The organism is Streptomyces sp. NPDC001732 (assembly GCF_053596315.1).
The window spans coordinates 224,270-238,160 of the sequence record NZ_JBSFFY010000005.1 but is presented as its reverse complement, the minus strand read 5'-3'; the positions used below and the strand labels follow the sequence as shown (position 1 = coordinate 238,160).

Sequence of the window (13,891 nt, the reverse complement as noted above, 5' to 3'; positions counted from 1 at the left end):
CACTCGCTCCCCGGCTCGGTCACCCACACGAGGGTATCTGGCATGCGATTCACGAAGTTTATGGAATGCATTCCATGTCGCGCTCTAGTCTCGGTCACAGGCCACCGGCCCGGAAGTACCCCGCTCGACGGAGCGGCCTCGTCACCGGGCAATCCGAAGCGCACCATCCGACTTCCCTCCGTGAACGGAGACCTCCATGGCCAGTGCCACGGTATCCCCGCCCTGGACGTACACACTCCAACTCCCGCAGGATCCCCGCGCCCCCGGCGTCGCCCGCGCCACCCTGCGCAACGTCCTGCGCGTGCACGGCATGCGCGAACTGACAGAGGTCGCCGAGCTGTTGGCGAGCGAGCTGGTCACCAATGCCTATCTGTACTCCTCGGGGCCGTACTCCCTGAGCCTGCGCGACGCCGGACGCAGCCGGGTCAGGCTGAGCGTCTGGGACACCGACCCGCACATTCCCGCCCCCTTCTGCCGAAACCCCCGACCCCCGGGAGAACTCTCCGAACGCGGACGGGGGTTGTATCTCGTCACGCTGTACGCGGAGTGCTGGGGCGCCCACCTCGTGCAGACCGGGCTGCCGGGGCAGGGCGGGAAGCTGCTCTGGGTGGAGTGCGCGGCGAAGCCGCAGGAGGAATGAAGAGGATCGAAGAGGGGTGAAGAGGAACGCAGAGGAAGTGGGGAGGGGCGAGCGGAAAAAGGGGAGTCGGCGGGAAAGCTGCGTGGAATGATCCTGGACCGCTGATAAACGCGAGGAAAGCAGGGGGAGTTGTTCCGCCGAACAATGAGTTGGGTCGCCGCATTCGCGGCGATATTGGGTGTGACGCTGGCGTTCGCGCCCGCGGCATCGGCCGCGGACACCGAGGCGATCGCCAAGTCCGCCGGCCAGAAGTGGGCCCTGAAGTCGGAGGCCACCGGCAAGTACGTCTCCACCGAGATCATGGACGGCGACAACCAGTGGGCCAAGCTGCGTGCCCGGAGCGACGCGATAGGCGCCTGGGAGCGGTTCACTCTGCACACCGATGACGAGGGCAAGACCGTCAGCCTGAGGTTCGAGGCCAGTGGGTACTTCGCCAGCACCGAGATCGAGGACGGCGGGTCCCACGACGGAATGCTGCGGGCCCGTGGCGCGAAGATCGGTGGATGGGAGCGGTTCACTCTCGAATCGCAGGGCGATGGGAAGTACGCGCTGAAGGGGCAGGCGGAGGGCAAGTACGTCTCCGCGGAGAAGAGTGCGACCGGGAGCGACTACGGGCTCCTGCGGGCCCGTGCCGATTCCGTGGGTTCATGGGAGCGGTTCACCCTGGTGAAGGCCGGTGCGGCCGGGATCCCGGAGGGCACCACCGACGCCGGGAGCGCCGTACCGCCGCTCGCCGGACCGGCCGCCTCGACCACGACGCGGGTCATGTCCTGGAACGTCTGCGGCAACATCAACACGGTGAGCCCGTGCAACGGCGGCAAGCCGATCGGCAAGGACGCCCTCGCCGCGGGCCTCAAGGAACGCCTGGCCAAGGCCGCGTCCTACCCGGACGTGATCTTCCTGCAGGAGATCTGCGAGAAGCACGCCAAGCCAGTCGAACTGGCGCTGGAGGAGGGCCCCTACCAGTGGGATGTGCGCTTCGCGCCGATCAACTACAACATCGACGGGACCGGCCTGAAGGCGCAGAAGGAATGCATGGACGCCGACGGCTACGACCGGGGAGCGTACGGCGTCGCCATCGCGGTCCCCGACGAGAACACCTGGTACCAGGCGTACGACCTGCCGTCCCCCGCCACGTACGTGAACAAGGACGGGGCGACCCGCAAGGCGGAGCAGCGCACGGCGGTCTGCGCGAGCGTTCCTTCCCAGGCGGCAATGTACTGCTCCGCGCACTTCAGCACCGGCGGCAAGGGCTGGGACGACCCCGAGCGCACCTGGCAGCCGAAGCAGGCGGCAATGCTCATGGAGAAGGCCGACCAGCGCGGCTACCGCCCGGTCTTCGGGGGCGACCTGAACGTGAGCCCGCCCGCCCGCGGCCTCGACGTGCTGACGCCGGTGTACGACCGGTACCAGGAGTGCGCCGAGAAGAACGGCGTGCACGACGGCCCGAACACCAAGGACGGCGAGAAGATCGACTACATCTTCAGCCCCTACTCGTTCAGCGCCTGCTCGGTGACGGCCTACGTGGGCCTGTCCGACCACTTCTCGATCCACGGCTCGGTGCCACTGCCCGCCAAGTGACCGGTTCGTGACCGGCGGACCGGTGAGACCGGTCCGGCCCCCCGGTTGCCCAGCTACTCGGTGGATGACGGCCGGGTGGTCGGGCGGTCGGGGGGCGTGGTCATCCCCGGAGTCCTTCCCGAGCCTCTTCCGGGGGGCGGGAGACCACCTCGTACACCTCGAAAAGTGGCTTGAGCAAACATTGAAAGATTCCCGGGTGTCGACGTCGTCCGGACGTTCTGGCCCGTGTCTCAAGCGCCTGGACCTGGGTGAGTTGTCCTCTCGGTGATGAAGTTGACTGATCGTTCGAGCCCGATGCGTTCGACCTTTGGCTTGAATTGCGTTGCAACTGCGACGACTCCCTTGATGCAGATGAAGATCCTGTCGCCGGTGGCGTGCGCGCTGTCCGGGCGCAGTTGACGAGACGTATCGACCGGGGGACGCAGGGGGTTGGCGTGACGGGGTGGGACATCAGGCCGAGTGGGGTGGAGTCCGTTCTGTCGTTGGTGGGGCTGGCTGCCGAGGACTTGAGCAAGGGCGTCAAGGGCTACGGCGAGAGCGTGGAGGACGCCGCGCTGTGGGCGGGGACGATCAGCGGCCCGTACTGCGGTGAGGCGCCGTCGGGGCCGGTGGGGGCCGCGGTGGTGAACTTCATCGCCGACACCCAGAAGCAGATCAGGTTCATGGCCGCCCGCACGAAGAAGTCGATGGACGGCACGGTCAGGGCCACCACCGAGTACATCGAGGGCGACCTGGCCATGGCCGCGCGGGCCCAGCGCGAGGCGGCGAAGGCCCCGACCCCTGCCGAGATCAGAGCCGTCGGGGAGAAGCCCGGCCGCCGGGGCGGGGAGTAGCGGACGTGATCGAGCCGGGTGGGATACCGCAGTACACGGGTGACTTCGGCCAGTTGGAGAAGGCCGCGTCCGGTCTGCGTACGCATGCCACGGGCATCCGGAGCGGCGGGAAGGACATCCACTCCCGCTTCCAGGCGACGGCCGCGTACTACAAGGCCCCCGAGGCGGAGAAGCTGTTCTCCTCGACCCAGCCGGTCATGGACACGGCCGACGAATTCGCGGGGAACATCGAGTCGCTCGCCGACGCCCTGGACACGTTCGTCTTCGAGGCCAAGCCGCACGCCGACCGGCTCAAACAGCTGAAACTGGACGCGATCGACTTCGTCGACAGTGTCCGGGGTGACGACGACTGGACCGAGGACAAGGACAAGACCGAGGCGCACCAGGCGCTGATGGACGGCGTGGCGGCGGCCCGCGAGGGCTTCCAGGAGGCCGAGCGCAACGCCGCCAACAAGATCGACGCGATCAGCCCGGCCGCGTGCCGCCCCCGGTGGGTGGGGGACGACGGCACCCACGGGCTCGGCATGTACGGCCGGAGCGCCGACGCCCTCAAGGGCACGAAGGACCTGCCGTGGGGGAGCCCGGAGGAGCGCACCTACGAGCGCTGGAGCCTGGGCTGGTGGGGGAACGGGGTCAAGAGCTGGGCGTGGGAGGGCATCGCCAAGGACAGCATCTGGGGCGGCATCGACGGCCTGGGCACCCTGCTGGGCTACCACGGCGAACAGGCCCGCGACCAGGCCTGGGACGGCCTGCGCCGCTCCGCCGTCGGCGGCTACGCCTACGGCATGGACCTGTTCGGGCAGGACGAGCACCTGTCCGACTGGCAGCGTGACAGCAAGACGTACGCGAAGGAGTTCGGCAAGCAGTTCATCGCCTACGACACCTGGGAGGAGGACCCGGCCCGCGCCCATGCCACGGTCTCCTTCAACCTGCTCACCCTCGCCGCCGGCCCTTTCGCCGCCGCGTCCAGGCTCGGCAGGGGCGGCTCGCTCGCGAAGGCGGCCGGCACCATGGCAAAGATCGGCGACGCCCTCGACCCGCTCTCCGGCACCTTCAAGGCCGCCAAGGCCCTCTCCGACCTGCCCAAGGTCTCCCAGGTCCTGGCCAACGCCGGCGAGCACCTCCAGCTGCCGAAGACCCGGCTCCCCGACGGCGCCCTCGACCTCGACCACCGCTACCGGGTAGACAAGGACGGCAACTTCATCCCCCTCGACCGGAACGGCAACCCCAATCTGGACCCGGCCAGACACGAACCTGCCGCCACCGACCGGCAAGCCGACACCCGACCGCCCGGCGACCGCGAACCGGCGACGGTGGGAGGCCGCGCTCCGGGCGCGACTGCCCACGCTGGCGATGGTCAAGACACAGGCAACACGCCACACGGGTCGCGAGGTGAGGCGGGAGCGTCCCGGGGTGGCGACGGAAGCCATGTCAGCACCGGGGATCACGGTTCCAGGGGCCACGATTCCGGGGATGGCCTGCCAAGCAGAGGTTCAGAACCTGACGGCACCACATCGGGTCCGGTCCACGGCGACACACCTGGCGCCGATACCGACATGCCGTCCGGAGATGGGGCCGCACTGCCCGATGATGCCGACACGTCCCATGTACCAGGCATCGATCCCTCCCGGTACAGCACAAGGGCAAATGACTTCGCGCAGGCTCACACGGGCCCCATAAGGGGAGACCAGGAAGCTGGGGTTCTCAGCGAACTCGATCGGGCAAAGATGCAAGAAGGCGATCAAGAGAAAGTAATCCTTGCGCTACGCAAGGATCCGTACGGAGCGGGCGTTGCCGAACTCATCAACCGGGGGAATCTGCGCGAATCGGAAGGGTATCGAAAAATTCTGGACATGTGCAAGAAGGGCCCCTCCAGGAGCGCCCCGAACGGCAGCATGGTCCCTGCCGCCTACATGGCATTGATCCATGGCACTGAGCTTCAGAACCGCGGTTTCACCCGGATAGGATTCGAATTCGGCGAGGAAAGCGACCCTTGGGACATCGACGTCTTCACTCGACATGCCAATGGAGAAATGGATCACGGATACCAACTCAAGGACACCAAAAACATCAAAGGCATCGAGAAGGCGGCTCGAAAGGCTGCCGATCAACTGGAGTATCCCATGACTCAACGTGTGGCAATTCTAGATGTCCATCAACCACTCGGTAGCCTCACCGCCAAGGCTTTCAAGGAAATCGAGGTTGCAGCAGAGGGATCCAGGGCTACTTACCTGGTGCGCTTCGAGGACGGGGCGATCGTCGTGCCTCCCGACGGCCCCCTTTTCCCATAAGGAGTATCCATGTCAACTTTGATGCGCGCTCCCAGGCACTGCGGGTCCTGGTACTGGGACCTCGAAGACGCCACACCAGCCGGACCGGAATCCGATCTGATCGCCGCAACACTTTTCAAAGCATCACAATTCGCCGAAGTGCTGAAGAGTCACGATCTACTGACTGTCACCAAGGTCGAATACAACTGGTACACCCCCAAACATGGATCGACCGGGTTGCTCAGCAGCCTATCGATCCCTGTCACCCCATTGAATGACCCGGACCTTCCCGAACGAGTCCTGGGAAGCCGTCCAGCCGCTTACCCAGATGCCTACATCAGAAAATTTCATGTCACCGGTTCAGGTACCTGGTTCAACAAGGACGGGAAACCTCGCAAGGAATCCGGTCTGATGAATCTTTCACTGCATCCTTTTTCTATCGGAATTTCTGCCGAGCTTGCCGTTCACCACGACATCTGGAGTTGGTTCGACTTCTCCGGTCGGCCGCATCCCGAGGTGTACAACCGGAACGCGCCACGATTGGCGGATGCTCTGCGGGAGATCACCTCTGTTCTCGGCGTGGAGCCCGAGCCGGGTGAGCCGACGTACTTCGGACACGCCGTCGGTTACGGCGTTTCCACCGGGGACGCGGACGAGAACGGTCTGGGGCTCGATGTGACCGACCACCTCTGACCGGCCGAGAAGACGGCTCCCGTCCCGGGCCGCCCAACAACTTACGGAGCGACCGCATGACCCAGGACGTCATAGCCCTCACCCCGCAGATGCCGGACACCAGGACGCTGCTGGCCGGGCTGCACGCCGGTGGGCCGGATCTGCGGGTGGGGGAAGCGGGCGGTGGGTCCGTCGTTCAGTTGTGCACGGCCGGCGGGCAGGCGTTGGTGTCGGTGGAGGCGCCCCGGTACGTCCAGGTGCCGGGCGCGGTTGCTCGGGCCGGGCCTGGACGCGGAGTCGCCCGTGTGGTGGACCGAGGCGCGGGCGGTGAGCACGGTGGAGGGGGCCGGGCGGCTGGCCGGTTCCGTCGCCGGGCGGCTGAACGCCGTGCACGGGGGCACCGTCTGGCCGCGCGAGGCCGGGCACACCGATGTCGTGGCCAATCTCGCCGACGCCGTCGTGGAGGCGACTCCCATGGGCGTCGACCTGCTCACCGACGAGGCCGCCGTCGTCATCCAGGGCCGCCCCGTGATCGCCGCCACGACCTGGCTGACCGACGTCGTGCGCAACGCGGCCCGCACCGGGCGCGAGCTGCAGATCGTCACCCCGCCCGGTGCCCGGCTCACCTTCCCCGCCCGCACCCTGCTGGACGGGCTGCCCTCCCGCTGGGTCGTGCACGATCCCGAGTGCGGCTACTACGACGGGCTCTCCGGCACCGTGTTGCGCTGGGACCAGGGACGGTTCACCCCCGCCCCCGGAGACGGCCCCCGCCTCGCGGACGCCTTCCGCCCCCGCACCGAAGCGGAAGGCGAACGACAGCTGCTGCTCTCCATCCGTACGGTCCACCCCGCCGACGAACACCTCGTCCTGGGCGGCGCCCTGGAGCAGGCCTGGCGCACCCTCACCGGAGCCCCGCCCGCCGGGTGGTCCACCGCCGAACCCGTCAACGTGCCGTGGTCACCCCGCCAGCTCACCGACCTGGCCCGCACCCGCGCCCAACGGTCCCTGCCCACCTGGACCGTCGCCGTCGGCACCCCCGACCACCCCGCGATCGCCACCACGCGCACGGTCCGCACCCGGGCCGGCGTCGAGGAACACATCACGCTGGCCGTCGGCCACGGCGCCGATGCCGCAGCGGACACCCTCGCCGAGCTGGCCGAAGCCCTGTCCGCCCGGCACAACCTCGCCACCATGATCGGCCAACTGCGCACCGCACGCGCCGACCTGACCACTCCCGCCCACCACGAGCCGCCCCCGGTCCCCCTCACCTTCACCCTCGGCCCCGACGCCGTCACCGAACTCCGCAAGGACCACACGGCCTTCGCACCCGCCCGGCTCGGCCCGGTCACCCGGCCCGCCCTGCACCACGCCCTCGGCGACGGCACCGACCCCGCCACCGCCTGGCAACGCCTGCGGCAGATCAACAACCACATGAGCGGTAGCACCGGGCGGTAGGGGAGAACGGCTGCGGCGACCGGCGGCCCCCGCAGAACGGGTGACGGACAGCGGGCGCCCCGGCCGCGAGTGACGCCGAGGGCCCGGATCCACTGGAGTCGTGGATCCGGGCCCTCGGCGTCGGGGGATGAGGGGCGTACGGCGGAGGGGACGGGAGGTGGCGGATCCCGCGGGTTCCGTCGTACGGCCCGGTTCAGTGGGGCAGGACTAACCCGCCGACTGCATGGAGCTCACCGCGTCGGCAACCGAGCTCTGGTACAGGCCCAGCTTCGGGGAGCCCACCTTGACGTCGGGGCCGAGCGGGAAGTTCTGGGTGTCAGCGTTGGCCATGTGGTCGCCGTCGGGCAGCACGTTCATCTCGTTGACCCAGGTCACGCCGTTCTTGCCACCCGGGTTGAGGTCGATCACCGCGATGGCGGCCGTCTTGGGCTTGACCGGGTACGCGGGGGCGCCGCCCAGGCCGCCGGGAACCGCCGGCTTGATGTCCCCGCTGTGGTCCGAGGCGTTCGCGGCGCCCAGGCTGACCTGCGGGAAGTAGCTCAGGCCGCAGGAGTTCGCGCCGACGTTGTTGATCTCGATCACGTGCTGGGTGGCCGAGCCCTCCCGGGGGTACACGCGCACCGACAGGTCGCTGCTCTTGCACGGGTGCTTGTAGGCGTACTCGTCGCTGGTGTTGCCGCCCCCGCTCTTGCTGCCGCCGGAGGTGCCCGCCTTCGTGGTTCCGGTGGTCTGCGCGGTACCGCCGGACTTCGAGGCGTCCGTGCCCTTCGAGGCGTCGCCGGACTGGGAGGCATCTGTCGAGGCTCCGGCCGAGGCGGCGGTCGACGCGGTGTCGTTCGCCGGGCCGGCGGACTTCGTGCCGGTGTCGTCCCCGTTGCAGGCGGTGAGGGCCAGAGCGAGCACCGCGGTGACGGCGCCGAGAGCAGCGGTGTGCTTGCGGGTGCGGATCTTACGCATGAAATTCTCCCAGGACGAGGGTGAGGCAAGGCCCGGATCCTGCGGCGAGCCGCTCTCTCTGACCTCTTGACAACCAAAGCATCCTGTGGGCCGCTCACGTTCTGCTGACGCCTCACTGACGTCCGGCTGACGTCCTCGGATTCGGCTCCGAACGGCCCGTTTCCCAGGCTCGGACCTGTCTCGGGCTCGGACCTGTCTCGGGCCCGGCGCAGTCCCAGGCCCGGACCAGCCGTCGCGAGGCGGGCGGCGAAAACTGTTGGCCCGGGGCCGAGGAACCTGTCAGGGTGCGCGCATGACTCAAGGAATCGAGACCCACCCCGCCCGTTGAGCGCCCAGGAAGAGCGCAGCGCGCTCACTCCCCGGCCCTCGCTGTACGCCTACGCGCTGCGTTTCCGTCACGGAGAGCCCGACGGCAGGCTCCCCGAAGGGGGCTACGAACTTCCGCCCCGACTGGAACGCTCCCGGGGAAGAACCGGTTGGGCCGAGGCCTGCGCGGCTCTGGAAGACGTACTGACCCCCTGGCTGACAACCCCGGGCGGGGCCGGCCCAGGCCGGGCCGGAACCGGTCGGAGCGGGGTCGGCAGGGATGAAGCCGATGGGCACGGCACCGGCCCGGGGGACCTCGCGCAGATCGCTGAAGAGATCCATCGGGGCCTTCGTGAACTGAAGCTCCGTGCCGGCCATGTCCATTACGTGGTCGCCGGGCTGACCATCGAGGACGAGGTCCGGGCGCGTGCGCTCGGCCGCTGCCTGGTGCGTACGGGAACCGGCCCCATGGCCGTCCGTGTCGGCCTCGCGCTTCTGGCTCGTTTCGGTGAGCCGGAGGACGTGCCGTATCTGAAGGTCCTGGGGCAGCTGAAGGACCTGGTCGACTCCGCCGTTCGGGCGCTCGACGACATCGACCGGCCCACGGCGGCCCTGGTCTGGCTGGGCCATTACGCCGAGGGGCCGGAGCTGCGCCGTCTGGTCGATGCCCTCGTGGCGGCCGACGAGGCCGCTGTCCGACGCTGCCTGGTGGCCCTTCCAGGGAATCTCAGGAGCAGGGGGACCCGGACCGTCCGCAGGATCGTCGAAGCCGTCCGGCTCGCCGACGTTCTCCGGGCGGACCGGGGGCCGGAGGGTCCCCCGGCCGCCGAACTGTCGGCAGGGGCGGGGCAACTGTTGCTCTGGGCGTCGAGTGCCTACGACGACCGGGCCGAGATCCTCCGCTGCCCGGCGGCGGTCGACGCGTACGAAGCGTTCGTCGCGCGCGCCGCCGAACTGCCGCCCGGCATCGACCACTACGCGCTTCTGCTGTCCGTCGCCCTCGAACTGCACAGCGGCCCCAGCCGGATACTCGACTGGGAGCCCGGTCGGCGCGAGGCGTTGCTGGACGCCCTGGAATCCGTACTGAACCGGCCCGAGTGGCAGGCGGTCGTGCCGGACAGCGATCCCGAGGAGAGCCAGAGCATCAGCCCGGACCCGGACCCGGACCCGGAGTCCGAATCGGAGTCGGACTCGGTCCTCGGCTCGGGGCCGGGCCTCGGCTCCGGCTCGGACCTCGGCGCTGGCCCCGGCTCGGACCTCGGCCCCGGCCCCGATTCGGCTGTTGCCAAACGCCGTTGGCGGGTCCGTTGGATCCGGCGGACGGCACGGCAGCCGTTCCGGCGTGTCACCGGGCCGGAGGAGCGGCTGAGGATCGAGTGCACCGCGCTCGACCCGGGAGACCGGGGCGGCGTCGAGACGCGCATCCTGCTCGACGGCCGCCCCGTGGTGCCGGAGGTGTTCGACCGGGGACCCGCGAACTCCCCGACCCAGCTGCTCGACAGCGGCCTCCTGCGGGCCACGGACGAGCCCAGGAAGGTGCAACTCGCCGAGGCGTACTGCACCGAGGGCTGCTGTGGAGCGCTCTGCGTCACCATCCGCAGGGACGGGGAGCACGTCGTCTGGTCCGACTGGAGCCGCCCGGCCTCGCGGTCTTCGCTGCCTTCGCCCGAGTTGCCCGAGTACCGCTTCGACGCCGCCGCGTACGACGCGGAGATCGCACGTGCCGAGAACGACCACGCATGGACCACGCCGTCCCACAGGACCGCCCGGCTGATCGCCGTCGGTCTGCGCGACCGGCCGGATCTGCTCACTCGTTGGGACGCGCGACTGCACTGGATCGGCGCGGGCTTCGAGGACCGGGCCCGCACCACGGTCTCCCTCCTGTACCGCACGGAACCGGCCACCGGGCAGAGCAGGGAGGACGAGTCCTGGAGACAGCGCATGTGGTACGTCCCGGAGGACGGCACCTCTCCCGAGGAGCGGGCCGCCGCCGCACTGCAGCGCCTCGCCGCGGAGGATCCGAGGACGTACGGCTGAGGACGGGTCCGCCGGTGCTTCCGAGGCGATGGGATGCCCGTCCACCGTTCGGGTGATCCGGCCCGGTGGCGGTGGGCCGGAGAGGCCCCGTGGGCAGGGCCTCTCCACTCCCTCGCGCCCGGACGAGTGGCGTGTCCCGGCTGCGGGATTTGGCACAGTGCCGCTCCGCGACCGAGGAACGGGGTGAGTGGAGTGCCAGTGGTGGGACAGCAGGGCGGCAGTCGGCGACCGGGCGATCCGGCGGGGGGCAGCGGGGGCGCGGGGGCCGGTGCGGGGGCCGGTCACGGTGCCGGTGGCGACGTGCTGAAGCACAGCGCCGGGGCCTGGCTGCGGGCGGCCGGGGGCGCGGAGGGAATGTCCACGCACCTCGGACTCGTGAAGGCGGAACTGGAGACCGCGCACGAGGGCCTGCTTGCGGGAGCGGGAGCGGGAGCGGGAGCGGGGACGGGAGCGGGGACGGGAGCGGGAGCGGGAGCGGGGACGGGGACGAGGGCTGGGGCCGGGGGCGGTGGCCTGGCCGCGTTGGCGGAACTGGGCGCCGTACGGGATTCGTGGACGCGGCGGTTCGAGGCCGCGCGTGCGGAGTGCGAGGACCTGGCCGGAAAGTTACGGGCCGTCGCCCGGATCCAGGGCGAGACGGACGAGACCGTGCGGTCCGCCTTCGCGTCGGTGGTGTCGGCGGGACGGGACGGGGCGCGATGACCCTGACCTGGGCCCAGTTACGGGACCTTGAGTGCGGTGAACTGGAGGGAGCGGCCGACGGGTGGGGAAAGGCGAGCAACCGCGCCGACGCGGGCCGGGACCGGATCGAGCAGCAACTCCTGAACGGGTTGCGCGGTACCCAGCGCGGCGAGGCGGCGACCGCGGCGGTCGCCCGGCTGCGGCGGATGAGCCGGAACCTCCAGTACGTCTACACGGAGTGCGGCCTGCTCCGTACGACGCTGAACAGCCTGGCCCATGAGCTGCGCGCCCAGCAACGGGCCTTGCGGGAGGCGCTGGAGGACGCGGAGGGCCTGAGGTTCACCGTGCACGCGGACGGTTCCGTGACGTACCCGGCGGCGGGCGAGGGCCTGCTCGACGGTAAACCGCTGCCGGGCGGCACGGCGTCCGCGGCCGGCGCGGCGCCCGGCCTGCACGCCCCTTCGGGCCTCGTAGCCCCCAACCCGAACATGTCAAGGGCCCAGGACATCGCGGACCGGGTGGCCGGGGCGGTGCGGACGGCGTCCGAGATCGACTGGCGGTACGCCCGGATCCTGCGGAACCTGAAGGCGGAGGAGGGCCTGAAGGTCCCGAACACGACATGGCGGGACGCGGCGGGGGACGCGGCAGCGGTACGGGAGGCCGCACGCGGCTACCTGCGGGAAGCCATCCCGTACGACGCCTCCCCGGCCGAACGGAACGCGTGGTGGGCCGGCCTGACCGGCGAACAGCGCGAGGAGTACCTCGCCGTGTACCCGGACCGGATCGGCAATCTGGACGGCATTCCGGCTCTGGTACGGGACGCGGCCAACCGGGACAACCTCCAGCTGCTGATGGGCAAGTTGGAGGGGCAGCACGACGAGAAGTCGGAGACGCAGTTGGCGGCGTTGCGGGAGATCGACCGTCAGTTGCGGGCGGGCAGGCAGCCTCCCATGTACCTCCTCGGTATCGGGGACGAGGGCAACGGGCGCGCGATCGTCTCGTTCGGGAATCCGGACACATCGAAGAACGTGGCGGCTTATGTTCCGGGGTTGGGCACATCTCTGGACGAGGAATTCGCGAAGGGTGACTTGAAACGAGCGAGGGACACCGCGCTCGGTGCAAGAGAGATGAACCCTGGATCCCCGACTGCTTCAATCGTCTGGCTTGGATACGACGCGCCGCAAGCATCGATGAATGACCCCATGAGCAGCCTGGATGTCGCAGACAAAGAGAGGGCGCTGACGGGGGCACCTGCGTACAACCAGTTCATGGCGGGAATCTCTGCGACGAATCAACATGAAGACCCGCACGTCACAGCGATTGGCCACTCGTACGGTTCCCTGACGGTTGGTCTGGCTGCCCAGGAGCGAGGAGGTATCCCGGGTGCCGACGAAATCGTTCTGGTGGGCAGCCCGGGAACCGGTGCGCGATCTGCAGAAGAGTTGGGTGTCGGAAAGGAGCATGTATTCGTAGGAGCTGCAGAGAACGATCCGGTCACCAAGCTGCCCAACAGCAGGGAAGCGAGCGGAATCGGTGCCGGTGTTGCCGGTGGGGCGTCGACCGGGTTTGTGCTGGGAGCGGGTGCCGGGCCGTTGGGTGCTGCAGTCGGTGGTGCGGTGGGCGGCATCGCGGGTGGCTTCGCCGGCTACTCGGCACAGGATGCGCAGACCGACGTAAGCGAGGCTTGGTTCGGAAGGGATCCTGCACACCGGGACTTCGGCGCGAACCGATTCGCGGTGAGCGACGGTCCGCGACTGTTTGAACGGGGGCACGACGTGGCAGAGGCCCACTCCAACTACTTCGATCCTTCCAAGGATCAGTTGTCGGCGGACAACATCGCTTTGATTGTTTCGGGGAAATCATCTGGCATTCAGCAGGAGCGTCCCAGGTGAATAGGCGTACCGCTTTCTTGGTTGTGATTGTTTTTCTGCTCCCGGGTTGCGGAGCGATGGGTGATCGGCCCAGTCATGGAAATAGTGGAGGAAGTGCGGGCGTGAATATGCAGGAAGCGGCAGATCGGGCGGATGAGATCCTTGATCGAACTTTTTCGCGAATTGAGCCAAAAGTTCGTTGGGTTCACGGGGAGTCAACGGAAGGAAGCTGTGATGTATCACGGCGGCGTGCCGTTGTGACCGTTATTTCCGAAGCGCGTAGGGGAAGTTTCCTTGGCGTTGTGGAGAGGGGATGGAAAACATCTGGCTACCGTCAGCTCGGGGTGAACGCCAACCCGGCGAGTCCTGCCACCTATTTCGAGACTCCGGACGGGTTTCGGGTGCGTCTCCTCATCGGAGGAGGAGGGCAGGCATTCTTCGAAGTGGCAACGCCGTGTGTCGATGAGTCCCCGGTCAGGCCGCCGACTCCGGCCCCTGGCGAGGGCAGGCACGTGGGCGAGCCGGTACCCGCCCCCAACATCCACTCCGACTTCTGGTCCGCCGATGCTTCCTGAGGGGGCGAGGTGC

At 68.7% G+C, this 13,891-nt stretch carries 9 protein-coding genes and 1 pseudogene; 9 read left to right on the top strand and 1 reads right to left on the bottom strand.

Going from position 1 to position 13,891, the window contains the following annotated elements; translation table 11 throughout:
- The first annotated feature begins 196 nt into the window (after positions 1-196).
- The 6 genes and pseudogenes from ACWCXX_RS08840 (at position 197) to ACWCXX_RS08815 (ending at position 7,451) form a co-directional block, all read left to right on the top strand.
- Positions 197-640 (top strand): ATP-binding protein, encoded by a 444-nt coding sequence (locus ACWCXX_RS08840; protein ID WP_451125620.1) that lies wholly within the window; start codon positions 197-199, stop codon positions 638-640.
- 180 nt (positions 641-820) lie between these two features.
- A complete protein-coding gene (locus ACWCXX_RS08835) occupies positions 821-2,221 on the top strand; it encodes an endonuclease/exonuclease/phosphatase family protein (RefSeq protein WP_451125619.1) in 1,401 nt (466 codons plus the stop codon).
- Between the two features lie 374 nt (positions 2,222-2,595).
- Positions 2,596-3,054, top strand: coding sequence for a DUF6507 family protein (locus ACWCXX_RS08830; RefSeq protein ID WP_451125618.1), 459 nt, complete (start codon positions 2,596-2,598; stop codon positions 3,052-3,054).
- A gap of 5 nt (positions 3,055-3,059) precedes the next feature.
- Positions 3,060-5,345, top strand: coding sequence for a hypothetical protein (locus ACWCXX_RS08825; protein ID WP_451125617.1), 2,286 nt, complete (start codon positions 3,060-3,062; stop codon positions 5,343-5,345).
- Positions 5,346-5,354: 9 nt separating this feature from the next.
- Complete coding sequence (locus tag ACWCXX_RS08820; RefSeq protein ID WP_451125616.1) at positions 5,355-6,017, top strand: hypothetical protein; 663 nt, start codon at positions 5,355-5,357, stop codon at positions 6,015-6,017.
- A 56-nt stretch (positions 6,018-6,073) separates the two neighbouring features.
- A pseudogene (locus tag ACWCXX_RS08815) lies at positions 6,074-7,451 on the top strand (DUF6177 family protein).
- Between the two features lie 207 nt (positions 7,452-7,658).
- Here ACWCXX_RS08815 and ACWCXX_RS08810 read toward each other — a convergent pair.
- On the bottom strand, positions 7,659-8,408 hold the full coding sequence (locus ACWCXX_RS08810; protein ID WP_451125615.1) for a DUF4232 domain-containing protein: 750 nt from the start codon (positions 8,406-8,408) through the stop codon (positions 7,659-7,661).
- A 324-nt stretch (positions 8,409-8,732) separates the two neighbouring features.
- On the opposite strand from ACWCXX_RS08810, the gene ACWCXX_RS08805 reads away from it, so the two are divergent.
- From ACWCXX_RS08805 to ACWCXX_RS08795, 3 genes are all read left to right on the top strand, one after another.
- The gene (locus tag ACWCXX_RS08805) at positions 8,733-10,751 is read left to right on the top strand and encodes a hypothetical protein (RefSeq protein ID WP_451125614.1); all 2,019 of its coding nucleotides are present in this window, start codon (positions 8,733-8,735) and stop codon (positions 10,749-10,751) included.
- 183 nt (positions 10,752-10,934) lie between these two features.
- Positions 10,935-11,453, top strand: coding sequence for a hypothetical protein (locus tag ACWCXX_RS08800; RefSeq protein WP_451125613.1), 519 nt, complete (start codon positions 10,935-10,937; stop codon positions 11,451-11,453).
- Positions 11,450-13,324, top strand: coding sequence for an alpha/beta hydrolase (locus ACWCXX_RS08795; protein ID WP_451125612.1), 1,875 nt, complete (start codon positions 11,450-11,452; stop codon positions 13,322-13,324). Before ACWCXX_RS08800 ends, ACWCXX_RS08795 begins: the two co-directional genes overlap by 4 nt.
- Positions 13,325-13,891: the final 567 nt, after the last annotated feature.